19 protein-coding genes and 3 pseudogenes are annotated in these 21,263 nt (G+C 68.1%); 7 read left to right on the top strand and 15 right to left on the bottom strand.

The genetic code is table 11. The features are described 5' to 3' along the window. Positions 1-42: 42 nt before the first annotated feature. Both D3272_RS23305 and D3272_RS23300 read right to left on the bottom strand, forming a co-directional pair. Positions 43-1,047 carry an ABC transporter permease gene (locus D3272_RS23305; protein WP_129221613.1) on the bottom strand — a complete coding sequence of 335 codons (1,005 nt, stop codon included), beginning with the start codon at positions 1,045-1,047 and terminating at the stop codon, positions 43-45. Next, entirely contained in the window at positions 1,037-2,599 is a 1,563-nt protein-coding gene (locus tag D3272_RS23300; protein ID WP_129221612.1) for a sugar ABC transporter ATP-binding protein, read from the bottom strand. Before D3272_RS23300 ends, D3272_RS23305 begins: the two co-directional genes overlap by 11 nt. 162 nt (positions 2,600-2,761) lie before the next feature. Here D3272_RS23300 and D3272_RS23295 point away from each other — a divergent pair, with 162 nt between their 5' ends. After that, positions 2,762-2,953: a hypothetical protein gene (locus D3272_RS23295; RefSeq protein WP_129221611.1), complete on the top strand. Its 192-nt coding sequence runs from the start codon at positions 2,762-2,764 to the stop codon at positions 2,951-2,953. Positions 2,954-3,116: 163 nt separating this feature from the next. After that, a pseudogene (locus D3272_RS28465) lies at positions 3,117-3,294 on the top strand (IS3 family transposase); the annotation flags it as partial. 420 nt (positions 3,295-3,714) lie between these two features. Here D3272_RS28465 and D3272_RS23285 read toward each other — a convergent pair. The 5 genes from D3272_RS23285 to D3272_RS27745 form a co-directional block, all read right to left on the bottom strand. After that, positions 3,715-4,104, bottom strand: coding sequence for a hypothetical protein (locus D3272_RS23285; RefSeq protein ID WP_129221610.1), 390 nt, complete (start codon positions 4,102-4,104; stop codon positions 3,715-3,717). Between the two features lie 181 nt (positions 4,105-4,285). Next, positions 4,286-5,530 (bottom strand): YncE family protein, encoded by a 1,245-nt coding sequence (locus tag D3272_RS23280; protein ID WP_245496745.1) that lies wholly within the window; start codon positions 5,528-5,530, stop codon positions 4,286-4,288. Next, a complete protein-coding gene (locus D3272_RS23275; RefSeq protein ID WP_129221609.1) occupies positions 5,527-6,342 on the bottom strand; it encodes a creatininase family protein in 816 nt (271 codons plus the stop codon). Before D3272_RS23275 ends, D3272_RS23280 begins: the two co-directional genes overlap by 4 nt. Before the next feature lie 392 nt (positions 6,343-6,734). Beyond that, the gene (locus D3272_RS27750) at positions 6,735-6,929 is read right to left on the bottom strand and encodes a VOC family protein (RefSeq protein WP_207210295.1); all 195 of its coding nucleotides are present in this window, start codon (positions 6,927-6,929) and stop codon (positions 6,735-6,737) included. Between the two features lie 33 nt (positions 6,930-6,962). Further along, positions 6,963-7,118 carry a VOC family protein gene (locus D3272_RS27745; RefSeq protein ID WP_207210294.1) on the bottom strand — a complete coding sequence of 52 codons (156 nt, stop codon included), beginning with the start codon at positions 7,116-7,118 and terminating at the stop codon, positions 6,963-6,965. A gap of 125 nt (positions 7,119-7,243) precedes the next feature. On the opposite strand from D3272_RS27745, the pseudogene D3272_RS28125 reads away from it, so the two are divergent. Both D3272_RS28125 and D3272_RS23265 read left to right on the top strand, forming a co-directional pair. Continuing rightward, positions 7,244-7,435 (top strand): annotated as a pseudogene (locus D3272_RS28125) (transcriptional regulator); the annotation flags it as partial. Between the two features lie 126 nt (positions 7,436-7,561). Further along, a complete protein-coding gene (locus D3272_RS23265) occupies positions 7,562-8,098 on the top strand; it encodes a hypothetical protein (protein WP_129221608.1) in 537 nt (178 codons plus the stop codon). Between the two features lie 66 nt (positions 8,099-8,164). Here the strand turns inward: D3272_RS23265 and ku are convergent, their stop codons facing one another. Beyond that, on the bottom strand, positions 8,165-9,043 hold the full coding sequence (gene ku / locus D3272_RS23260; RefSeq protein WP_129221607.1) for a non-homologous end joining protein Ku: 879 nt from the start codon (positions 9,041-9,043) through the stop codon (positions 8,165-8,167). Positions 9,044-9,131: 88 nt separating this feature from the next. After that, positions 9,132-9,374, bottom strand: a complete 243-nt coding sequence (locus tag D3272_RS23255; RefSeq protein ID WP_129221606.1) for a DUF5961 family protein — start codon at positions 9,372-9,374, stop codon at positions 9,132-9,134. Positions 9,375-9,499: 125 nt separating this feature from the next. Here D3272_RS23255 and ligD point away from each other — a divergent pair, with 125 nt between their 5' ends. Further along, positions 9,500-12,154 carry a DNA ligase D gene (gene ligD, locus D3272_RS23250; RefSeq protein ID WP_129221605.1) on the top strand — a complete coding sequence of 885 codons (2,655 nt, stop codon included), beginning with the start codon at positions 9,500-9,502 and terminating at the stop codon, positions 12,152-12,154. Continuing rightward, positions 12,151-12,966 (top strand): exodeoxyribonuclease III, encoded by an 816-nt coding sequence (locus tag D3272_RS23245; protein ID WP_129221604.1) that lies wholly within the window; start codon positions 12,151-12,153, stop codon positions 12,964-12,966. The genes ligD and D3272_RS23245 overlap by 4 nt, the downstream gene beginning before the upstream one ends. A gap of 513 nt (positions 12,967-13,479) precedes the next feature. On the opposite strand, the gene D3272_RS23240 is transcribed toward D3272_RS23245, so the two are convergent. The 3 genes from D3272_RS23240 to D3272_RS23230 form a co-directional block, all read right to left on the bottom strand. Continuing rightward, positions 13,480-15,822: a putative bifunctional diguanylate cyclase/phosphodiesterase gene (locus tag D3272_RS23240; RefSeq protein ID WP_129221603.1), complete on the bottom strand. Its 2,343-nt coding sequence runs from the start codon at positions 15,820-15,822 to the stop codon at positions 13,480-13,482. Further along, on the bottom strand, positions 15,815-17,218 hold the full coding sequence (locus D3272_RS23235) for a cytochrome P450 (protein ID WP_245496744.1): 1,404 nt from the start codon (positions 17,216-17,218) through the stop codon (positions 15,815-15,817). Before D3272_RS23235 ends, D3272_RS23240 begins: the two co-directional genes overlap by 8 nt. A gap of 69 nt (positions 17,219-17,287) precedes the next feature. Next, positions 17,288-17,653 carry a DUF2147 domain-containing protein gene (locus D3272_RS23230; RefSeq protein WP_165361494.1) on the bottom strand — a complete coding sequence of 122 codons (366 nt, stop codon included), beginning with the start codon at positions 17,651-17,653 and terminating at the stop codon, positions 17,288-17,290. Positions 17,654-18,174: 521 nt separating this feature from the next. Between D3272_RS23230 and D3272_RS23225 the strand changes: the two genes are divergently transcribed. Next, positions 18,175-18,900 carry an OmpW family outer membrane protein gene (locus D3272_RS23225; RefSeq protein WP_245496751.1) on the top strand — a complete coding sequence of 242 codons (726 nt, stop codon included), beginning with the start codon at positions 18,175-18,177 and terminating at the stop codon, positions 18,898-18,900. 140 nt (positions 18,901-19,040) lie between these two features. Here the strand turns inward: D3272_RS23225 and D3272_RS23220 are convergent. From D3272_RS23220 to D3272_RS23210, 3 genes and pseudogenes are all read right to left on the bottom strand, one after another. Beyond that, positions 19,041-19,842 (bottom strand): annotated as a pseudogene (locus tag D3272_RS23220) (IS5 family transposase). 64 nt (positions 19,843-19,906) lie between these two features. After that, positions 19,907-21,007, bottom strand: a complete 1,101-nt coding sequence (locus tag D3272_RS23215; RefSeq protein ID WP_129221600.1) for an acyltransferase family protein — start codon at positions 21,005-21,007, stop codon at positions 19,907-19,909. Between the two features lie 157 nt (positions 21,008-21,164). Then, positions 21,165-21,263 (bottom strand): AraC family transcriptional regulator (locus D3272_RS23210; RefSeq protein WP_165361493.1); only part of this gene is annotated, 99 nt, incomplete at its 5' end.

The following is a 21,263-nucleotide window of genomic DNA, read 5'->3' as shown; positions in this document are numbered from 1 at the left end:
TTGTTTCCTCTCGTGAGCCTTGTGTCTCGGATGGGACGAGGCTCAGTCGTCCTTCCGGTTCAGCGTCGAGTCGATGAAGACTGCGCCGATGATGATCGCGCCCTTGATGATGAGCTGGTAGAAGGGCGAGACATTGAGGATGTTCAGGCCGTTATCCAGAACACCGATGATCATGAAGCCGAACACGGTGCCGAAGATGGAACCGCGGCCGCCCATCAGGCTGATGCCGCCGATCACGGCCGCCGCGATGGCGTTGAGCTCGTAGCCGGTGCCCGTCGTGGCGATGCCGGCGGTGGCCCGGGAGGCCAGGACCACGCCGGCGAGACCCGCGAGCAGGCCGCTGATGGTGTAGACGGTGAGGCGGATCGCGCGGAGGTTCACGCCCGCCACGCGCGCGGCCTGCGGATTGCCGCCGGTCGCATAGATGTGCAGCCCGAGCCGCGTGCGCGACAGCAGCAGCCAGGACACCACCACGGCCGCCACCATCAGCAAGACCGGCACGGGGAAACCGTAGAAGTGGTCGCTGACCGCCAGAAAGGCGTCCGACAGGCCGGAGATCGGCTGGCCGTCGCTCAGCACGTAAGCGATGCCGAGTGCGATCGTCATGGTCCCGAGTGTCGCCACGAAGGCGGGCACGCGGGCCACCGCGACCAGGGAACCGTTGAGCAGCCCGACCGCGCCGCCCGCCGCGACGCCGGCCGCGACCGCCGCCGTCGACCAGGGGAGGCCGTCACGCTGCGCCACCATGGCGGCCACGACGCCCGACATGCCGACGACGCTGCCCACCGAAAGATCGATGCCGCCGGTCAGGATCACATAGGTGGCCCCCGTGGCCAGCAGCGCGTTGGTCGAGACCTGGAGCAGGACGACGTTGAAGTTCGACAGCGTGAAGAAGCTGGCGTTCGACACCCCGAGCACGCCGACGAAGACGAAGAGGACGATGACCAGGGCGTAGCGCAAGAGCAGCGCCCGGACGTCCACCCGTGTCCTCACGGGCGTCGGCGCGGCGAGATCCCCGGACGGGATGGTGGCGCGATCAGGCTGCATCTTTGGTCTTTCCCATGGCGAGCCGCAGGATGCCTTCCTGGTTGACGGCGTCCCGCGTGAGTTCTCCCGCGATGGCGCCGCCCCGCATGACCAGGATGCGATGGCTGAGGTTGATGAGCTCGGGCATGTCGGAGGAGGCGAGCAGCACCGCGACGCCCGAGGCCGCGAGATCGTGGATCAATTGGTAGATCTCGCTGCGGGCCCCGACATCGATGCCGCGCGTCGGCTCGTCGAGGATCAGCAGTCGGGGCGTGCCGGTCACGAGCCAGCGGGCCAGGGCGATCTTCTGCTGGTTGCCGCCGCTGAGATGCGCCACGATCTGGCCGAGGCGGGCATACTTGGTCCGCGTCCGCCTCAGGACGTCGAGCGTCCGGGCGCGGCGGGCGGCATTGTCGACGAAACCGGCTCCGCCCGTGAAGCCGGCAAGATGCGGCAGCGTGACGTTGTCGAGGATCGACAGCGAGGTGAGTACGCCGGCGAGCTTGCGATCCTCCGGCACGAAGGCGATGCCGCGCCGGATCGATTTCGCCGGCGAGGAACCCGCCACTGGGGCGCCATCGAGCCGGATATCCCCATCCGCCTTGCGCAGGCCGAAGATCGCTTCCAGTAATTCGCTGCGGCCCGCGCCCACGAGGCCGCCGAGCCCCAGGATCTCGCCGGCGTGGACCGTGAAGGATGTGCTGGCCGGGTAACCCGCGACCTTGAAGTCCCGGACCTCCAGGACGGGCGTCCGGTTCGCGCCGATCACCCGGTTGGGGAACAGATCCTCGATGTCGCGGCCGACCATGTCGGTGATGATCTGACGTTCCGTGAGGGTCGATGTCGGCGCCTGGCGGATGAAGGCACCGTCCCGCATGATCGCGACGGTGTCGGAGATCTGCTCGATCTCCTCCATGCGATGGCTCGTGTAGAGGATGCAGGCGCCTCGCGCCCGCAGGAGCCGGATGGCGCGAAACAGTTCCTCTGTCTCGCGCGAACTCAGCGACGAGCTCGGTTCGTCCATCAGCACGACGTCGCTGTCGCGCGACGTCGCCTTGATGATCTCGATCATCTGAGTGGCGGCCACGCCGAGGCGGCGCATCGGCGCCTCCGGATCGATGTCGAGGTGAAACTCTTCGAGCAGCCGCCGGGCCTCGGCCATCATCTCGCGTCGTTTCAGAAAGCCGAGTGCCGAGACGCGCTCGCGCCCGACGAGAAGGTTCTGCCAAACCTTCATGTCCGGGATCGGCAGCAGCTCCTGGGGGATGATCGAGACGCCGAGCCCACGGGCGTGGCGCGGATCGAAGGTCAGGACCGGCGCGCCCTTGACGACGAGGATGCCGCTGTCGGGCGCGAGTTGGCCCGAGATGATCTTGAACAGCGTCGACTTGCCTGCGCCGTTCTCGCCGGCCAGCACGTTGACGGTCCCGGGCATGAAGCGCGCCGTGATCTCGCGCAGCACCGGGATACCGTCGAAGCTCTTGCAGAGCCGGTTGAACGCGAGCGCGGGCTTGGGCCCATCGGGTCGCAGGCCCGCCTCAGAACTGTTCGATTCGTCGGTCTGCACCGGCATTCCGCGACTTCCTCCCCGGCCCACCATCATCCTGTGTGATGCTTGGGTACTGACGCGTTTTGAAATCACGTTCAGTGCGCCATTCGTATCATCCGAATGTGACACGTCAAGCCGCTCGGTGCCTCGTCGTTCGGGTTGTCCGAACGGTCGACGCGCCCTGCCATGCCGCAGCTGGCTATGCCGATCCTGGACGGGGCACCGGACGTCACGTACTATCGTTGGCGGCAGAAGATCGGCCGGCTGACGTCGGACCAGGTCACGCGGCTGAAGGACCTCAAGATCGAGACTAGAGCAGATCGCGATCAGGTCGAGTCATCTGATCGCGTGAAGATGATCTCAAAAGTATGGCACTAGAGCTGAAGTCGCGAGCCAAGGCGAGCGGCGACGGTTCTAGAGCAGATCGCGATCAGGTCGAGTCGCCTGATCGCGTGAAGATGCTCGCAAAAACATGGCACTAGAGCTGAAGTCGCGAGTCAAGGCGAGCGGCGACGGCTCTAGCCAGCTTCTTGGGACGGCTGCTGATCTCACGCTCGTCATGCTGATCCTGCAAGAGGCATCCCGGGGAAACTGATGAGCCCCGCGCGCGCCGACGCGTTGGCCTCGAGCAGGTCCGTGACGTGCTTAACATGTCCGGGCGTTGCGTTTGCCGGATGCTCGGTCAGTACCGATCGATGCAACGCAAGGCGCAGCGGGGGCAACGACAAAGAATAGCGCCGGTGCTGACGCACGAAACACAGCTTTTCTCGCGTGCCGGGCGGCCATCCCGAAGGCTATCTGGAGGCTTTCGCGAACATCTACGCCGAGGCCGCGCCGGCGATCCGCGCCGCACGCGACGGGCTGAGCGTTCCGCCTAAGATCATGATCCCAACTGTCGAGGATGACGCGAAGAGTCTCGCCCTTAGCTACCTGGCGGTAGATTCATGCCGATCGGGAGCGTGAGCGACCTAGCCATCGACCCGATGCGGGAAGCCAAGGCAACACCATATCCTTCACTTTCGGCCAGGACTTGCCGGAGCGCGAGGGTCCGCCTTGGTTGGTCTTTCGCTTGAAAGCAGCCGTTCCGCTCTCCACCCTTCCGGCGGTGGCCTCGAGGGGTTTTGGATGAGGTTACGACGTCACTTCACCTGGATGACGTAGGTGGCCTCACGCTCCCCACCTGACGCTGAAATCACCAGCAATCGCACGCGGTCGACACCGAAGAACTCGACCGTCGACTGGTAGAAGATCTTCAACCCCGACACGCGCCTGCCGTTGCACCTGGAGCGGACATTCCCCTTGGGAAAGGGTAGGAAATCCTTGGCCTTGTCGGTCGTCACGACCCCGTTGTTCGGTCCCTCGACGAGGCGGACAGTCGGTGTGCCCATCGACGAACAGTCCGGGTTCACGCTTGCCAGGAAGTCGATGCGCTGGTTTTTCCCGGAAGGGACCGTCCTCACGATCTCGCCAGCCTGAGCCGCGTTCGCCATGACGACGAGAACCAGTAGCAAATATGGCATCTTGTTCATGGAGCACCCTGGAAGGAATTCGTCTGAATGCAACGCACTCCGGAGGATGATCCTGCCGGAACGGGACATCGGACCGGCATCGCTACCGTTCTGAAGAACAAGACACACCGGGCGAGAGCGTGACGATCGCCACGCCTGGGGTCGATCCCGCACCGACGGTGAGCGCGTCTCGTCTGGGCGATCACCGCATGACCCCGGTATGCCCCAGCGAGTAGCGCCCCGGTTGAGGCCAGATCGTCAGCCCGTGCGGCTGGGTGCCCACTTTTATCTTGGCGACCTCGCCTGTCGCGGTGTCGAAGCGGTAGGCGACCCCATCGAAGCGACCCGACAGCCACAGGTGGGCACCATCCGCGCTGACGTTGCCCATGTCGGGGCTGCCTCCGCCGGGGATGGGCCATGTCGCCACCACGGCGCGGGTCGCGAAGTCGATCACCGACACGCTGCCCGGGCCATGAGGCGGACCGCCGGCCACGTGGGTGCCGCGGTTCGCCACATAGAGCTTGGTGCCGTCACGGCTCGGATAAAGGCCATGCGTGCCGATCCCGGTCGGGATGAAGCCGACTTCCTCGAAGGTGTCGGCATCGATCAGGTGCACGCCGTCGGTCATCATGTTGGCGACATAGAACAGCCGACCGTCGGGCGAGATGCGGATGTCCTGGGGCATGCCGCCCTTTTTCAGCTTGAGAAGCCCGAGCAGCTTGCGGTTGGCGACATCGACGCGGGCGAGCGAGCCGGAGAACTCGCAGGTGAAGACGGCCGTGCGGCCGTCGGCCGAGAAATCGGCGTGGTTGAGCCCGACGCACTCCGGGATCGTCAGCGAGCCCTGCAACGTCATGGCGTGTGGGTCGCGGTACTCCAGGCGTCGGCGCGACTCGGCCACGACGATGGCGGACGCGCCGTCCGGCGTGAAATACATGTTGTAGGCATCCTCGATCGGGAGCGTCTCGGCCAGCTTGCCGGTCCGGGGATCGATCGCGGCGAGGCTCCCCCAGAGCGTGGCGCTCTCGGCACTGCCCGTCACCCAAAGCGTCTTCAGATCCCAGGAGGGTACGATGTGTTGGGGAGCCCGGCCGACGCCGTAGTGATCGACCACCTTCAGGTTCGCGGGATCGATCACGTAAACGTCCCGCGACTTGATGTTCGGCACGTAGACGCGCTCGGGCATGCCGGCGACCGCGTCGGCGAGGTGACCGGCCGTCGTGAGCGCATAGACGTTGACGGGAGCCATCGCGGCCTCGCGCATCAGCCGCCATTCCGGCAAATCCGCCGGCCTGTCGGCCTCTCCGGCCCTGGCGGCAGTCGCCGTGCTCAAGCCCGACAGCGCCAGCGCAACGGCACACAGACCGATCCGAAGAGGGCGTCTCGGCGGGCGGACGCCGAGCGGCCGGCCGCGGCGCGACTGCAGGGGATGTCGCGTGATCGTCATGGGCGTGCTCCACGCGAAAGGTCGGCCCTGATGGCCGCGACCGTCTTCTGCACGATGTCGTCTGCCCCGAGCTTGCCGACCTCGGCATTGGACCGTCGCGGCTCGCCGTAGACACCATGAGCGGCATCGAGATCGACCCCGGACTTGAGGCCCTCCTGACGGACGTCGTCCGGGGCCAAGCTCATCGTCAGCGAGGTGTCGGCCACGCCCGCATGGGTGCCGATCTCGGCGTCTGAAAACCCATGGCTCCGCAGCACGGATTTGAACCCGACTGTCGCGGCCCGGTAATATTCCGGCACGAAATAGGCCCTCGCGGAGGTCGCAGCCCATTTTCGGTTGAGATCGGCCGCCACGAAGGCGAGGTCGCCCTGGTAGCTGCCGTGCTCGCCGATCAACACCACGGTCTTGAACCCGTGCAGCTTGAGGCTGGCGCCAATGGATTCGATGGTGGCGCGGAAGACGCTGGACGGCACCGTGAGGGTGCCAGGGAAGCGCATGTGCGAGGTCGGCGGCTCGATGCCGCCTTCGGGCACGTAGGCCACGACGGGTGCGACCAGTGTGTGCCCGAGTTCGCGTGCGATCCGCTCCGCCAGCACCTTGGCGCGCGCGTCGTGCTTGCCGAGCGCGATGTCCGGCCCGCTCTGCTCGACACCTCCGATGGGGATCATGGCTGTGGTGGTGCCGCTCTGGATGCGGTCGCGCAGCTCGGTCCAGGTCAATCCCTCGAGCCAGACGGTATCAGGGGTCTGGGCGACCCCGGGGCTCGACGTGAGTGCCAGGGCGACGATGATCGGGAACAGGCGATACGACATGGATCCTTCAGGCACTCGAGCTCTCGGCGCTTCATCCTACAAGGCTTTTACGATTTCGTGGTGGCCATCGCCTCACATGCTCGACGGCCCTTCCGGAGGCAACGGCGGGCGCTGAAGGCCACCGTGAACAGCGTGGGCGTCACCCCGACATGGACTCTCGGCGCGCCGACACAGGCCCGGTGAAATCGAGGATCGCCAGGCGCCCTCCGCAGGGTGCCCGGCGCCGGGTCGCGAGGCGATCGAGCCGATCCACCGACGCTCAGGCCCGACGGCTCCTGCCGACCCGACCCGGTCGCCCACGATTCCGGCTTTGATGCCGGAAAGCGGCTGGACGTTTGATTGTCCGCCAATCGGCATGTCAGCTCAGGCGATCATCGAATCGATGACCCAGGTCACCCCGAACCGATCGTCCACCATCCCGTCGAGCGGGACCAGGCCGAGGGGCCGAGCGGCTGCAGAACCGACGCGTCCATGCGGAGCTTCTCCCAGTGCGCCGCGATCTCCTCGGACGGGTCGCCGCGGACCGACACGTAGGACGCGTTCTCGCCGGAATTCAAAGGCTTCTCCGGCTGCATGTCATAGGCCATGATCCGGAACCCCTCAACGGAAGCCGCCTGGCCTCAGATCATGTGCTCGGCCTGCCCGACGCCCTGCGTCGCCCCAAGGTCTCCATAGGTGACGATCGTCCGCTCGCCCCCAAGGACGGAGCAGTAGCAGTCGAGAGCCGCGCGGGCCTGCCCGCGGAAGTCGAGGTGGGTCGTCGTCTGAACGGTCACGGCAGTCTCCGATAGGCGGGGCATGTCGTCGTGCCCCGTCACCGGGATGGACCAACGCCGACCTGACAGAAACCGGCAGTAGGCTGACGGCGCGGGGCGACCGCCTCTTTTGCCTCCTCCAGGCGATGAGCACGCTGCCCACACCCGTGATGGCCGCACGGCTCGCGCAGGAGGCTGGCGTCTCCGTTCGCTCGCTGTACCGAAACATCGACAAGCCTGCGGCAGCCGGGGCCCGGATCGACGGCGAGCGGGGCTGCGGCGACCGGCTGATCGAGGATCACACGCTTCCGCAGCAGACCTTGTATCGGCTTGATGTCCGACAACGACGTCCAGGCTGTCGGCGTCGACCGATCCGCGTTGACGGGCGCTGGGGTCTGAGAGATGACGCGGATCGCTGTTGTGCCGCGGCGTCCCGCGACGCTCGGACGACACGGGAGGTTCCCATGACCCAGGCCACGGGACGCCGACTGAAGGTGTTCCAAACCCACCTCGGGTTCTTCGACACCGTCGTGGCCGCGCCGAGCCAGGCCGCGGCCCTGCGCGCCTGGGGGACGCATCAGAACCTGTTCGCCGACGGGCAGGCGCGCGTCACCGACGACCCGCAGGCTGTCGAGGCGGCACTGGCCCATCCGGAAGTCCCGCTCAAGCGCGCCGTGGGATCGGGCGATCCCTTCGCGCGCGAATCCGTCAGCCTGCCCAAGGTGCCGGACGCACCGAGGAGGACCGGGGCCAAGCCGAGCGGCAAGCCCTCGCCGCCGCCGAAACCGCCCCCGGACCGGTCGGCGCTCGACGCGGCGGAGGCGGCCCTGCGCAACCTCGACGATGAGCGGAAGTCGGAGGAGACCGACTTCCGGCGGCGTCAGGACGAACTCGATGCCGAGCGCAGGGCCGCCCAGGCCTCCTACGTCGAGCGTCACAAGGCCGCCGCCCAGGCGCTCCTCGACGCCCGCACGGCCTATGGAAAGGCCGGAAGGGCCTGAGCCGGTCCGGCCCGCCTTGCGGGCCTTCAGCCCGCCTTGCGGGCCTTCAGCCCGCCTTGCGGGCCTTCAGCCCGCCTTGCGGGCCTTCGGCTTGGCGGCCGCCTTGGCCTTCTCGGGTTTCGCCTTGGCGGCGGGCTTGGCCTTGGGCGCCGGCTTCTTCGCCGCGGTTTCCTGCTTGCCTGCGAGGCTCGCCCGCAGGGCCGCCATCAGGTCGATCACGTTCGAGGCTTCGGGCTCCTCGACCTTGGCCGAGGCATGGCCCTTCCTCTTGTCCTCGATCAGCGCCTTGAGGGCCTCCTCGTATCGGTCGACGAACTGGCTCGGGTCGAATGGCCCTTCCTTCTGCTCGATGATCTTCTCGGCGATGGCGATCATCGCCGGGTCGGGGTGGCCGTCGTCGATGTCCTTGAAGATGTCGTCGGACTTGCGCACCTCGGCGTCCGAGCGGATCGTGTAGGCGAGGATGCCCTTGCCGCGCGGCTCCAGCGCGACGATGCGCTCGCGCGTCGCCAGGACGATGCGGCCGAGGGCGATCTGTCCCGTCTTCTCCATCGCGGTGCGGATGACCCCGAAGGCCTCCTGGGCGAGCGTGCCGTCCGGCGCGATGAAGTAGGGGTTGTCCCAATAGAGGCGATCGATCTCCGATTCGGACACGAACCGCTCGATCTCGATCGTCCGCGTGCTCTCGAGCTTGACCGAGGCGATGTCCTCGGGGGTCAGCAGGACATACTCGCCCTTCGAAACCTCGTAGCCCTTCACCAGCTTCGACCGCTCGATCGGCCCGGTCTCGGGATCGGTCGTGATCATCTTGATGCGGTTGTTGGTGTCCGGGTTGATCAGGTGGAAGTGCACGTCTCCGCCGGCGCTGGTCGCCGTGTAGAGCGCGACGGGACAGGTCACGAGCGACAGCTTGAGATGACCTTGCCAGCTCGGGCGATACGCCATGTCGATGTCCCTCGGGCGAAGCGGATCATGCGCTTCCTCGGGGTCACAACGATCCCGAGGAAGGATCGTTCGAGCGACGTGGCTCCGGTCAGCCGGTGGCGGTCGTGTCGCCCGTGTCGAGGTCGATCCGGAACGAGTGCTGGTGACCGTTGTCGAGGTCGCGCACGACGACGCTCATCTCGTGCTCGTCCGCGAAGGGAAGGCCGAACTCCTCGGCGTAGGCGACCGCGGCAGCCTCGAAGGACGTCTCCTCGAGCACCCTGGCGTGGTGGGCGTCGACGTGGCGGGCCTGCACGCTGAAGCGGCGGGTCTGTTCGGTTGCCTCTGTCATGCTGGCGTCTCCCTGCCTTTCGTCAACGCGCTCGCGCCGAGAAAGGATTCACCAAGCCCTGGGTCGGCCCGGATCACGCCGGCCCGCACGTCCGTTAGGGGTACTGACCCCGGGTCGGAGCGACCATGACGGCGACGAAGCTTCAGTCCTACCAGAGCATGCGGGACTTCTCCCGGACGAGCGAGCCGTCGGGAAAGGACGCGCGGGTGGTGCCGTCGAAGGCGCTGCGCTTCGTGATCCAGAAGCACGCCGCCAGCCACCTCCACTTCGACCTGCGGCTGGAGTCCGAGGGCACGTTCCGCTCCTGGGCCGTCCCCAAGGCGCCGTCGCTCGACCCCAAGGACCGCCGCATGGCGATGGAGGTCGAGGACCACCCGCTCGACTACGGCGACTTCGAGGGCACCATCCCCAAGGGCCAGTACGGTGGCGGCACCGTCATGCTGTGGGACCGCGGCTTCTGGGCGCCGGAGCCGGGCTTCGAGGACGTCGGGGCCGCGCTCCGGAAGGGCGAGCTGAAGTTCGTCATGGAGGGCGAGCGGATGCACGGCTCCTGGGTGCTGGTGCGCATGAAGGGCAAGGGCAGCGACAAGCCCGGGAAAGCCTGGCTCCTCATCAAGCACCGCGACGAGGCCGCGGTCGAGGGCGACGCCACCGGTCCGACGGACGCCGACCGGTCGGTCGCGTCCGGCCGAACCATGCCCGAGATCACCGCCGGCACGGGAAACGCCGCGAAGCCGTTCATGACCGCCGGGGGCGCCGATGCCGGGGCCGAATGGCAGGGCGATCGCGGAGAGAGGAACACCGGGGCCGGCGCCACGACGCGGGCCGGGAAGGCGCCGGCCAAGGCCGCGGCGGCGAAGGCCGCGACCGTGTCCCGCCTGCCGGACTTCGTCGCGCCGCAGCTGGCCCAGTCGCTGTCGAAGCCGCCGTCGGGCCCGAACTGGGCCCACGAGATCAAGTTCGACGGCTACCGCATGCAGTTGCGCGTGGAGCGCGGCAAGGCCGTCCTCCTGACCCGGAAGGGGCTGGACTGGTCGGCCAGGTTCCCGGAGATCGTGGCTTCCGGCGCCAGCCTGCCGGACGGCATCGTCGACGGCGAGGTCGTGGCGCTGGACCACGCGGGTGCCCCGAGCTTCTCGGCCCTGCAGGCGGCCATCTCGGACGGCAGGACGGCCGGCCTGACCTACTTCGTCTTCGACCTGCTCTTCGCCGGCAAGGCCGACCTGCGGTCCCTGCCGCTGTCGGAGCGCAAGACCCGGCTGCAGGCCTTGGTCGAGGGCGCGCCGCCCAACGTCCGCTACGTCGAGCATTTCGTCACGGCCGGCGAGGAGATGCTCGAGTCGGTCAGCCGCATGGGTCTCGAGGGCATCATCTCGAAGCGCCTCGACGCGCCCTACCAGTCCGGGCGGAGCGAGAGCTGGGGCAAGGCGAAGACCCGGGAGGGCCAGGAGGTGGTGATCGGCGGCTGGACCACCACGGGCCAGGACTTCCGTTCTCTGCTCGCCGGGGTCTACCGCGACGGCGACCTGGTCTACGTGGGCCGGATCGGCACCGGATTCGGGCGCGACGTCGTCGACGTGATCCTGCCACGACTGAAGGCGGTCGAGGCCGAGCACAGCCCCTTCGCGGGCCGAGGCGCGCCGAAGAAGGCGGCCGGCGCCCACTGGGTTCGGCCGGAGCTGGTGGCGGAGATCCACCATGCCGGCTTCACCGCGGACGGCATGACCCGCCAGGCCTCCTTCAAGGGCCTGCGCGAGGACAAGCCCGCAGAGGAGGTCGAGGCTGAAGCACCGGTGCCGGAGGCCGCCACCGCGCCTCGCGTGCCGGTGGCGGGCACGGTCCAGGCCAGGACCGTCGTGCCGCGCGGTTCCGTGCCCGTGATGGGCGTCACCGTTTCCCATGCCGACAAGCCGCTCTGGCCCGACGACGGCGACGGCAAACCCGTCACCAAGCTCGACCTCGCCCGCTACTACGAGGCGGTCGGCGGCCGGCTCCTGCGCCATATCCAGGGCCGACCCTGCTCCATCGTCCGCATGCCGGACGGCATCGACGGGCACCAGAAGTTCTTCCAGCGCCACACCGGCCAGAACCAGTCTCCCCTGATCACCGAGGTGACCATCCCGGGAGAACGCGAGGCCTATATCGAACTCGACAGCGTCGAGGCGCTCATCGCGGCGGCCCAGGCCGGAGCCGTCGAACTGCACCCCTGGAACTGCGAAGCCTCCCGCCCCGAGCAGCCGGGGCGGCTGGTGTTCGACCTCGACCCCGCGCCGGACGTGGACTTCGCCGAGGTGATCGCCGCCGCCAAGGAGTTGCGCGACCTCCTCGACCTCCTCGGCCTCGTCAGCTTCTGCAAGACCACGGGCGGCAAGGGACTGCACGTCGTCACCCCGGTGTCGGCCGAGGGTATCGACTGGCCGGCCGCCAAGGCCTTCGCGCGGGACGTGTGCAGAATCATGGCGGCGGACGCCCCGACGCGCTTCCTGACCACCATGGCCAAGAAGGAGCGGACGGGTCGCATCTTCCTCGACTACCTCCGCAACGACCGCACGGCGACCGCCGTCGCGCCCTTCTCGCCACGCGGGCGCCCGGGCGCGCCGGTCTCCATGCCGATCACCTGGAGGGAGGTGAAGAAGGGGCTCGATCCGGCCCGCTACACGATCAGGACCGTCCCGGCTCTGGTGCGCAAGCTCAAGGCGTGGGCGGACTACGACGACGGCGAACGATCCCTGGCCGAGGCCGTCGAGAGGCTCGGTCCGGTCAGGGGCCGCCTGCGATGAGGATCGCGACGTTCAACGTCAACGGCATCAACACGCGGCTGCCGAACCTGCTGCAGTGGCTCGAGGCCGAGCGACCCGACGTCGTCTGCCTGCAGGAGTTGAAGGCCGACCAGCACGCCTTCCCGCTCGCGGCCCTCGAGGCTGCCGGCTACGGCGCCGTGTGGCAGGGCCAGCGGAGCTGGAACGGCGTCGCCATCCTCGCCCGCGGCGCCACCCCCGTCCTCACCCGCCGCAGGCTGCCCGGCGATCCCGACGACGCGCAGGCCCGCTACATCGAGGCCGCGGTGGACGGCGTCCTCGTCGCCTCGCTGTATCTGCCGAACGGCAATCCCCGGCCCGGACCCAAGTTCGACGACAAGCTCGCCTGGTTCGAGCGCCTCATCGCCCATGCGGCGGAGCTGATGGCTGCCGGCGTGCCGGTCGTGCTCGCCGGCGACTACAACGTGGTGCCGACCGAGGCCGACATCTATCCCGGGCACCGCGAGAAGGAGAATGCCCTGCTGGCAGGGCAGAGCCGGTCGGCATTCGCACGGCTCGTGGACCAGGGTTGGACGGACGCCTTGCGGCAACGACACCCCGAGGGGCGGCTCTGGACCTTCTGGGCCTACCTCCACCAGCGCTGGCCGAACGACAAGGGCATGCGACTCGACCACCTGCTCCTCAGCCCCAACCTGGCGTTTCGCCTGACCGAGGCCGACGTCAGTCGCGACGTGAGAGGGAAAGCCGGCGCGAGCGATCACGCGCCTGCGTGGCTGGTGCTCGGGCCCGAAACTCGTCGCCGGGGCGCTCGGAAACCCAAAGCGTCGGCCTGATCGTCAGGCCGCCTCATAAGCCCGGCCAGGGCCGCCGCATGGGACGACTGTGGGACGGTGACGCCGTCCCGTCGTCGCATTCGGCGATCGACCCGACGTCGTCGGACACGCCCACTCGCGGCGTTCCCGGAAGCGGGCCTTGGCCGGTCAGCGCCGTGGAGCGTGGTCGCGGATCGGGCAGGTCGAACCCAGCGTGCGCCGCGACCCATGGGCAAGGTCTCGCCGGTCATGACGCCGTTGCCGAGGACCATCACGACCGGCGCGCCTTCCCGGTCGGAACGGTTCAGAGGGACCGCGCTCGGTGGGTCCGCTCCGTGGCTGGTCCGGCCGTCACGAGATGCGCTCGTGTCATGCTGCGCCGCGCGACTTGGGGCCTGCCGGCTCCGACACGATATCCACAGTGGTCGCCGGTTCACGGTCGACGCCTGGAGCGCTTTCGCTCCAGCTCTCGAATCGAGAGCAGTGTCGTCGGCTCGGAGTCGCCACGGCGACTCGGAGCAAGCCGACACTGCTCTAGGCGCTTCGAACGACCCGCGCATTCAGGTCATCGACGGCGGGCATCTCGACCCAGCGGGCGTCCTGTCTATATTGCGGGATCTGCAGCAGGGTTTGGGGCAGCGCGCACAGGGGCTGGGCGCGTCCGTAGAGGTACCCTTGGACGTTGTCGCACCGCTTGGACAGGAGCAGGTTCAACTGCTCGACGTCTTCGACCCCTTCGGCCGTGACCTCCATGGAGAGGGCCCGAGCCATCAGCGTGACGGCTTCCACCACGGCGGCGCTTTCCGGACGGTCGCGAAGGTTGCGGATGAACGACTGATCGATCTTGATCGTGTCGAACGAGAAGCTCGTGAGGTAGCTCAGCGACGAATATCCCGTTCCGAAATCGTCGAGCGCGATCCGCACCCCGCGGACCCGCAAGCGTGCCAGGTTACCCAGGACGTCGTAGCTGCGATCCAACAGAATGGACTCGGTGATTTCGATCTCGAGCAGTTGTGGGGACAATCCGGTGACGTCGAGCACCTCGAAGACGTTCTCGACGAAGTCGGGGAGCTTGAAGTGATTGGACGATATGTTGACGGCGACGCGCCGACCCTGCCACGCCAGGGCATCCACGCAGGCCTTATGCAGCGCCCAGCGCCCGATCTCGACGATGAAGCCAGTCGCCTCGGCGATCGGGATGATCTCGGCCGGGGAGATCCAGCCTTCGGCGTCGTGGTGCCAGCGCAGCAGCGCCTCGAAGCCCTTGACGCTCTCGTCCGACAGGCGGATCTGCGGCTGGTAGTGGAGCTCGAAGCCGCCGTCGGTCAAAGCTTGGCGCATGTCCCGGTCCAGGCGCCGGCGCCGCGCGAGGCGCTCATCGAGCATGACGTCGTAGTGCTCCGCCCGGCCCTTCCCCGCCTGCTTCGCGCTGTAGAGGGCGAGATCGGCGCGCGCCAGGAGCTTCGCGGCATCGGTCGCGTCCTCGGGCGCGACCGCGACGCCGACGCTCGCCCCGATGGCCAGAAGCTCGGTCTCGATGCGAAACGGCATGCCGACGCGGGCCACCAGGGCCGTGGCGAGCGCTTCGGCCTCGCCCCGTCCCTGGCCCGTCAGCAGGATGGCGAACTCATCGCCGCCGAGCCTGCTCACCATGGCGTCCCGCGGGGCGAGTTCCTGCAGCAGCTTCGCGACCGAAACCAGCAGCATGTCCCCGGTGCCGTGCCCGTACCGGTCGTTCACGGCCTTGAACCCGTCGAGGTCGATGCAGAGCAGCGCGGCCGCGCAGGTATCGGCGCTCTCGCAGGCCGTGGCGAGCGCGTCCTGGAAGGCCGCGCGATTGGACAGGCCGGTCAGCACGTCATGGGTCGCGATATAGCCGATGCGGAGCTCCGCCTCGCGATCGCGGGTCACGTCGGATCCCACGCCGCGATAGCCCCGGAATTCCCCGCCGAGGGAGAAGTACGGCTTGCCGTTCAAGGTCCACCAGCGATCGATCCCCTCGATCCGCAACGCCAGCGTCGCGGCCTGGAGGGCGTCGCGGCCGGCCATGGCCCGGGCGACGGCCGCGACCGTGCCATCGGGGTCACCACCGCGGGTGTGCCGCGCAAGGACCGCGACGAGGACCTGGCCCTGGATGTCCTCGATCCGGCACCCCAGCGCGGCCGCCATGCGGGCGGGCGCGTGTCTCAGGCGGCCTTCGACGTCGGTTTCCCACAGCCAGTCGCTCGCGCCTTCCTCGAAGTCGTTGAGGAGCAACGCGATGGTCTGGCCCTGTTCGGCGACCAGCAGGCGATCGTGGATCCGCTCCCGGGCGTAGCGCGCGAGGCGACGCTGGCTGGCGAAGACGAAGATCGCGTAGATGGCCAGCAGGACGGAGATGTATTCGAAATAGGGCGGCTGCAGCACGCACAGAGTTATGGCCGAGCCGGCCACGATGGGGATCACCAGGGCCATGGAGACGGCCAGCAGGGGGCCGACGACGAAGGCGTCGGACACGAGACCCGCCGCGGTGGCGATCACGATCTGTTGGTGCCCACCGTCGGCATCCTTGAACAGCGCGTAGGGCATCGTCGACCAGATCGCCCCCACCGTGAAGGCGAGGCCGATCGCGAAGCGGCGTCCGCGCTCGATCGTCGAGGGACTGGATTGGGGGATGGCGTCCTTGAACTTGATCGCGAGCGCGATCGTGACGGCATTGGTGACGCTCATGGCCGCCGCCAGGAAGATCAGATAGGGCTTGGGCGCGCTCTGCCAGAAGAAGACGCTCATCGACAGGGCGATGGCGACGTGGGCGATCGAGGAATAGTTCGCCACCACCACGGTCTCGTGGACGAGCGCCGCCAGGATCGGCGTCTCGTGTCGGTCCGGCTTACCCATGGCTGGACCCGCGACGCGCGATCGTGACCGACATGCCACCCGCGGGGCGCAACGTGATGCGCATCTCTGGGCGGGGCGGCGTAGCCTGCCGGGGGCGCAGCCGGTAGCTCGGGAGGAGGCTGGCCAGCACGACCAGGGCTTCCGTCATCGCCAGCCCGGCGCCGATGCACACCCGCGGCCCCGCGCCGAAGGGCATGTAGGCGAAGCGCTCCCGTTCGGCCGCAGGACCGGGCGCGAAACGATCGGGGTCGAAGGTCTGGGCACGGGGCCACAGGCGTTCCTGGCGGTGGAGGGCGTAGATCGGGATGTGGACCGAGCTGCCGGCCTGCACGGTCGTCCCGTCCAGCGGCACCGGGCGGGTCGTCCGGCGAACGATCAACGGCGCGGGAGGAAACAGCCGCATGCTCTCCATCAGCACCTGCCGGGTGTAGACGAGGCGATCGACGCAGGCGGGATCGCCGGTGAAATCGGGGCGGATCACCTCGATCTCGTCCAGGACCCGCCGCTCGACCTCCGGATGGTCGTGCAGCAGCCGCAAGGTCCAGGTGAGCGCGAGGGCCGTCGTTTCGTGGCCGGCGGCGATGAACGTCAGGAGATTGTCGACGATGGCGGCGTCGTCCATCGGCGTGCCGGTCTCCGGGTCGCGGGCCCCGAGCAGCATCCCGAGCAGGTCCGTGCCCTGCACGCCCGAGGTCCTCCGACGTGCCACGATGGCGGCCATCGCGGCCCGGGAGGCCGCCGCCGCCTCGGCCCCCGTCCCCTGGCGGGGATGCGGGACCCAGGATGGCACGCCCACCATGGCATAGGCCATCTTCCAGTTGGTGGTGCCGATGTAGGTCTCCAGCGCCTGCTCGAAGGCATCGACGTCGAGCGCGCTGTCGCCCGACACGAGGGCCGCCAGGACGATGTCGAGCGCTGTCCGCATCATGTCCTTGAGCAGGTCGAACGGTTCGTGCGGGCTGCGGCGCGACCAGCGCTCGCTGGTCCTTCGGGCGGCCTCATGCATGCGAGGCACCAGCGCGCGGATGCAGTCCGGCCTGAAGGCCGAAGCGACGGTGCGTCTCTGCAGGCGCCAAGCGGCCCCATCGCTGGTGAGGATGCCATTCCCCAGCGCCGGCACCAGGGCCCGCTGGGCGACCTCCTCCCGTGCCAGCGCATCCGCGTGGTCGACCAGCAAGGTCCGGATCAGCCGAGGGTCCGTGACGAAGACGGTGGTGCGCCCCAGCAGTCGCGTCTCGACCAGCGCCTTCGAGTAGACCGCGTCCGGCCACACGTCGATGAGGCTTCGCACCATCGTGGCGATCTGCATGGGCAGCCGAGCGATCGCGCCGACCTGCGCCAGCGGCGTCGTGGAACGTGTCGAGCAAACCTGAAGCTTGCCGGCGGAAAGCAACATGGTGGACCTTTCAGCGGCCTGCGTCGCGCGGGCCAGGGACCGATCGAGGCTTCGCCCTCGTCGTCGGGTTCAGGGCCGGCGGAGGAAGCGCACGGTCTTGCAGACGAGGCCGCCGAGAGCACAGCCTTCCGTCACGAGCCGATCGCCCGCCAGGACCATGGTCCCGGCGTAGTCGCGTCCATCCTCCGGGTTGTGGGCCGAGCCCGACCACCGATCGGCTGCCGACGCCTTCATGTCGTAGAAGACCCGATCGCCCATGCGGCCCGGCCCGGCGGCATCCCTGAGCCAGACGATGTGCCCGCAGAGCGCGTCCCCGCAGCGGGCGATCCGCACGCTGCCCGCGCCGTCCTCGCGCGTCCAGACGCCTTCCGCACCCGCTGTGCCGGCCGCGCAACTGCCGAACCAGACCGTGGACAGCACGAGACCGCTGATCAAGCTTCTTGGACAAGGCATGAGATGAACAGGTGCGAGGAGGCGTCGGTGGGTCGCCAGGACCTTACGCGGCAAGCGTAAAGAACTCGCACCGTCGCGGTGACGGCGACGCCCGGAGCGGGCTAGAGCCGTCGCCGCTCGCCTTGGCTCGCGACTTCAGCTCTAGTGGCATGTTTTGCGATCACCTTCACGCGATCAGGTGACGCGACCTGATCGCGATCTGCTCTTGGTCTGCGGCGTGAAGACGCTGTCCGGAGACGGCGCGGGCCAAGGCCGCATGCGCCCCGTCCAGCCGTTGCGAATGCAAGGCCGGGATGGGCGACGGACAACCGCCCGTCGCTCGGTCGCAGGGGTGTCGACCGCAGCCGTGACCGACGCGAAGGCTCTGGCCTGTCGAGGTCCGGCAAAGGCCTGGGACAGGTTCGGCGACCTACGCTGCATCTTAAGACTTCTGGTTCTTCACATCTGGCGCGTGGGCCCGGTGCGTCGGGTCGCGCGAACCGCAGACAACTTCAGGCTTGTTCATGGTCCGACGTCCCAAAGCCCATTCGCGGCTGGCTGTCTTGTTGCTGATGGGCTCGGCCAGTTTCGACCGCCCCGCGCAGGCCGCCGACGTTCCGGCACAGATGGCGATCGCCTCCGACGCGCCGGCTCCGTTCCGTCCGGTGTTCGTGCGTCTCGGCGCGACCGGCGCCTTCTTCGACCAGGGCCTGGGCGGAGCCAGCATCGCTGGCCAGCCCGTGATCGGCGGTGGCCTGAAGACGGGTCCGGTCGTGACCGCAGCCGCCGAAGCGGGCTATTTCTTCACGCGGCAGATCGCGGTCTCGATCTCGGGTGGCTGGCCCCCGAAACTCGCCGAGAAAGGCACCGGCGTGCTGGCTCCTTTCGGAACCCTGGCGCGGGAGCGGGTCGGCGCGATCACGACGACGGCTCATTATCACTTCGACTACGGCCGGCTCCACCCCTACCTCGGCGGCGGCTTGGCCTACGCGGTCGTGTTCCACAACGCCCCGGGCGCCATCGCCCAACCCGTCCTGCGTGACGGCGTCGGGGGCGCCGTGGTCGGGGGTGTCGACGTCGACCTCGACGATCGATGGAGCCTGTTCGTCGACATCAAGGACGCCTGGGTCGCACAGCGCATGTCGGGGCTCGCCGCACCTGTCCCGGGCGGTCCAGCGGTCCTGCCGCTCAAGACGCGTCTGCACAGCGACATCGTACTGGTGACCGGCGGCATCGGCTACCGCTTCTGACCGCCGGACAGGCCAAGGCCCTCACGCTCTTTTGACGTCATTGGATCGCGCGAGGGACTGCCTCTGTCGTCGTGGCGCTTCCGTGGAGACCCTGGCCCATGGAGCGTCCACCTGAGAGCGTTTGAGAAGGCCGCTTCTTGTCACGTCCAACGCCTGACGAGCGTGGCGCAGGCCGCGATGACGATGAGCGTTTCAGCAACGCTGGTGGGTCGCTCGCAGTCGCGCGCGAAGCGGCGGTTCTTCATGATCCAGGCGAAGGTCCGTTCGACGACCCAGCGGCGCGGCAGAACCTCGAAGCTCTTGACCATCGCCTTCCGGCGAATGATCTCCAGGACGATGAAGGTCTTGTCCTTTGCCCATCCGACGAGGCGCCCCGCATAGCCGCCATCGGCATAGACACGCTGCACGAAGGGAAACGCGCTCGCGAGCGCTTCAGCGCGCCTTTGCTGCCGTCCCGGTCCTGGATGTCGGCGCCATGGACATGTACGGCGAGCAGGTGGCCGTCGGTGTCGGTCAGGATGTGGCGCTTGCGTCCGCTGATTTTCTTGCCGGCGTCATAGCCTTTCGACCTCCCCTTTGATCGGCGGTGCGAACCGACTGGCTGTCGAGGATGGCCGCGCTTGGCGAGGGCTCGCGGCCGACCCGTTCGCGATCCGCCATCACCAGCGCATGGTGGACCCGGTTCCACACGCCTTCCCGCTGCCAACGGCGGAGGTAGTGGTAGACCGTCTGCCATGGTGGGAGATCGTGTGGCAGCAGGCGCCAGCTACCGCCGGCACGCAGGACATAGAGAATGGCGTCGACGAGATCCCGCGTCGCGGCTTTGCGCGGACGACCGCCAGGTGCGGCCAGTGGGATCATCGGCTCGATCAGCGCCCACTGGCCGTCACTCAGATCGGTGTCGTAGACCCGCCTTCTCGGCAGCTTCATCCTTGGCATCATCAGCGGCTCACAGGGTCGATCCGACCCCTCACGAATCACGCCCGAGCCCCCAAGGGAACCCTTCTCAAATACGCTCTAAACCAACTCGGGGTAGCGCGAGGTCGGTGAGAGCGCCCCTTTCGGGCAGTTTCGGCCCAGTGGGGCGGAGCCGGCGGCCTGTCATCCAACGGTACATCGGCCGCTCAAGGGCGATGTGGATGAGCCACCCTGCGCCGAGCGCCGCCACCATCAGCAGGGCGAAGTAGGCCATCACCCCGAGCCGCCCGGTTGGGAACCACGGCAGCGCCACGCGTGAGAGGAAGCCAAACAGGACGTAGTGCACGATGTAGAGCGCATAGGACACGTCCCCGAGCCGCTCGAAGATGCGGCGCACCCGCCCGGCCTGCCTCCCCGTGGCCAAGGCACATCCTGCCACGAGCGCCGTGGCGGGCAGACCCCACACGACCCCGCGCCACAGCTGATAGGATGCGAAGTCGAAGGCCGCGATCACGGCAAAGGCGAAAACACCGCCCCCGACCAGTGCGACCGAACCCACGCGTGACAGCCGCACCCCCGATAGGCAGACCTCGGCAATCCACAAGCCCGCCACGAATTCGAAGAGGAGTGAGCTTGCCAAGGCCGAGCCCCATCCGGGCAGCCAGCCGAGCACTCCCGCAACCCCGTAGGCGACGAGCCCCGCCGACAAAGCCGCCACCGCGCGGCGGCGCTCGAACGGCAACGCGAGTGCGAAGAGCGTGTAAAAGAACATCTCGAAGTTCAACGTCCACCCGGTCGTCAGCAGTGGCGCGTTGTCGTGGGCTGGAACGAACAGCATCGACAGCACCAGCCCGCGCTCGATGGCGTGGAGGTCGTAGGGGGGCAGGTGGTACGCGGCGGCGTAGAGCGCGTAAACCGCCAGGGTCAGCCAATACAGAGGGACGATCCGCGCCACGCGCCGCCGGGCAAAGAGGATGACCGACGCCGCGCGACCGAACAGGGGGGCCGATGCGTAGAGGATGATGAAGCCCGACACGACGAAAAAAACGTCGACCCCGGCCGCCCCGATGAGCAGATCCGGCAGCCACAAGGGGAGGTGGCGCCACGTCAGTTCCTGCTGGGCATGGAACGCCACCACGCCGAGCGCCGCGACGCCTCGCAGCACCTGAATACCGCCGATCTCCCGCATCGCTATCCGCCCCCGCTTCCCGCAGGATTGGGGTCGAAGCGGCCGGAAGGCAACCGGCGCAGGCCGGCCGCGCTCCACGATCAACGGAATGCGGGCAGGCCAGTTCTCATCGGTTCAAGACCCGTCGCGGCCGTCTCCACCGGCCCGTCCCGCCCTCTCACAGCAGCCCCCGATAGGCCCCCGGCGTCACGCCCGTGGCGGCCTTGAAGGCGCGCGTCAGGTGGCTCTGGCTGCTGAAGCCGCAGGCGAAGGCGAT

Source organism: Lichenibacterium ramalinae, assembly GCF_004137085.1.
Lineage (GTDB): Bacteria > Pseudomonadota > Alphaproteobacteria > Rhizobiales > Beijerinckiaceae > Lichenihabitans > Lichenihabitans ramalinae.
This window is presented reverse-complemented; position numbering and strand designations above follow the sequence as displayed.

Excerpts from the sequence above, each read along its gene's own strand:
- D3272_RS23305 (WP_129221613.1), bottom strand. The coding sequence starts at position 1,047 with ATGCAGCCTGATCGCGCCACCATCCCGTCCGGGGATCTCGCCGCGCCG.
- D3272_RS23300 (WP_129221612.1), bottom strand. The coding sequence starts at position 2,599 with ATGCCGGTGCAGACCGACGAATCGAACAGTTCTGAGGCGGGCCTGCGA.
- D3272_RS23295 (WP_129221611.1), top strand. The coding sequence starts at position 2,762 with ATGCCGCAGCTGGCTATGCCGATCCTGGACGGGGCACCGGACGTCACG.
- D3272_RS23285 (WP_129221610.1), bottom strand. The coding sequence starts at position 4,104 with ATGAACAAGATGCCATATTTGCTACTGGTTCTCGTCGTCATGGCGAAC.
- D3272_RS23280 (WP_245496745.1), bottom strand. The coding sequence starts at position 5,530 with ATGACGATCACGCGACATCCCCTGCAGTCGCGCCGCGGCCGGCCGCTC.
- D3272_RS23275 (WP_129221609.1), bottom strand. The coding sequence starts at position 6,342 with ATGTCGTATCGCCTGTTCCCGATCATCGTCGCCCTGGCACTCACGTCG.
- D3272_RS27750 (WP_207210295.1), bottom strand. The coding sequence starts at position 6,929 with ATGGCCTATGACATGCAGCCGGAGAAGCCTTTGAATTCCGGCGAGAAC.
- D3272_RS23265 (WP_129221608.1), top strand. The coding sequence starts at position 7,562 with ATGACCCAGGCCACGGGACGCCGACTGAAGGTGTTCCAAACCCACCTC.
- ku (WP_129221607.1), bottom strand. The coding sequence starts at position 9,043 with ATGGCGTATCGCCCGAGCTGGCAAGGTCATCTCAAGCTGTCGCTCGTG.
- D3272_RS23255 (WP_129221606.1), bottom strand. The coding sequence starts at position 9,374 with ATGACAGAGGCAACCGAACAGACCCGCCGCTTCAGCGTGCAGGCCCGC.
- ligD (WP_129221605.1), top strand. The coding sequence starts at position 9,500 with ATGACGGCGACGAAGCTTCAGTCCTACCAGAGCATGCGGGACTTCTCC.
- D3272_RS23245 (WP_129221604.1), top strand. The coding sequence starts at position 12,151 with ATGAGGATCGCGACGTTCAACGTCAACGGCATCAACACGCGGCTGCCG.
- D3272_RS23240 (WP_129221603.1), bottom strand. The coding sequence starts at position 15,822 with ATGGGTAAGCCGGACCGACACGAGACGCCGATCCTGGCGGCGCTCGTC.
- D3272_RS23235 (WP_245496744.1), bottom strand. The coding sequence starts at position 17,218 with ATGTTGCTTTCCGCCGGCAAGCTTCAGGTTTGCTCGACACGTTCCACG.
- D3272_RS23225 (WP_245496751.1), top strand. The coding sequence starts at position 18,175 with ATGGTCCGACGTCCCAAAGCCCATTCGCGGCTGGCTGTCTTGTTGCTG.
- D3272_RS23215 (WP_129221600.1), bottom strand. The coding sequence starts at position 21,007 with ATGCGGGAGATCGGCGGTATTCAGGTGCTGCGAGGCGTCGCGGCGCTC.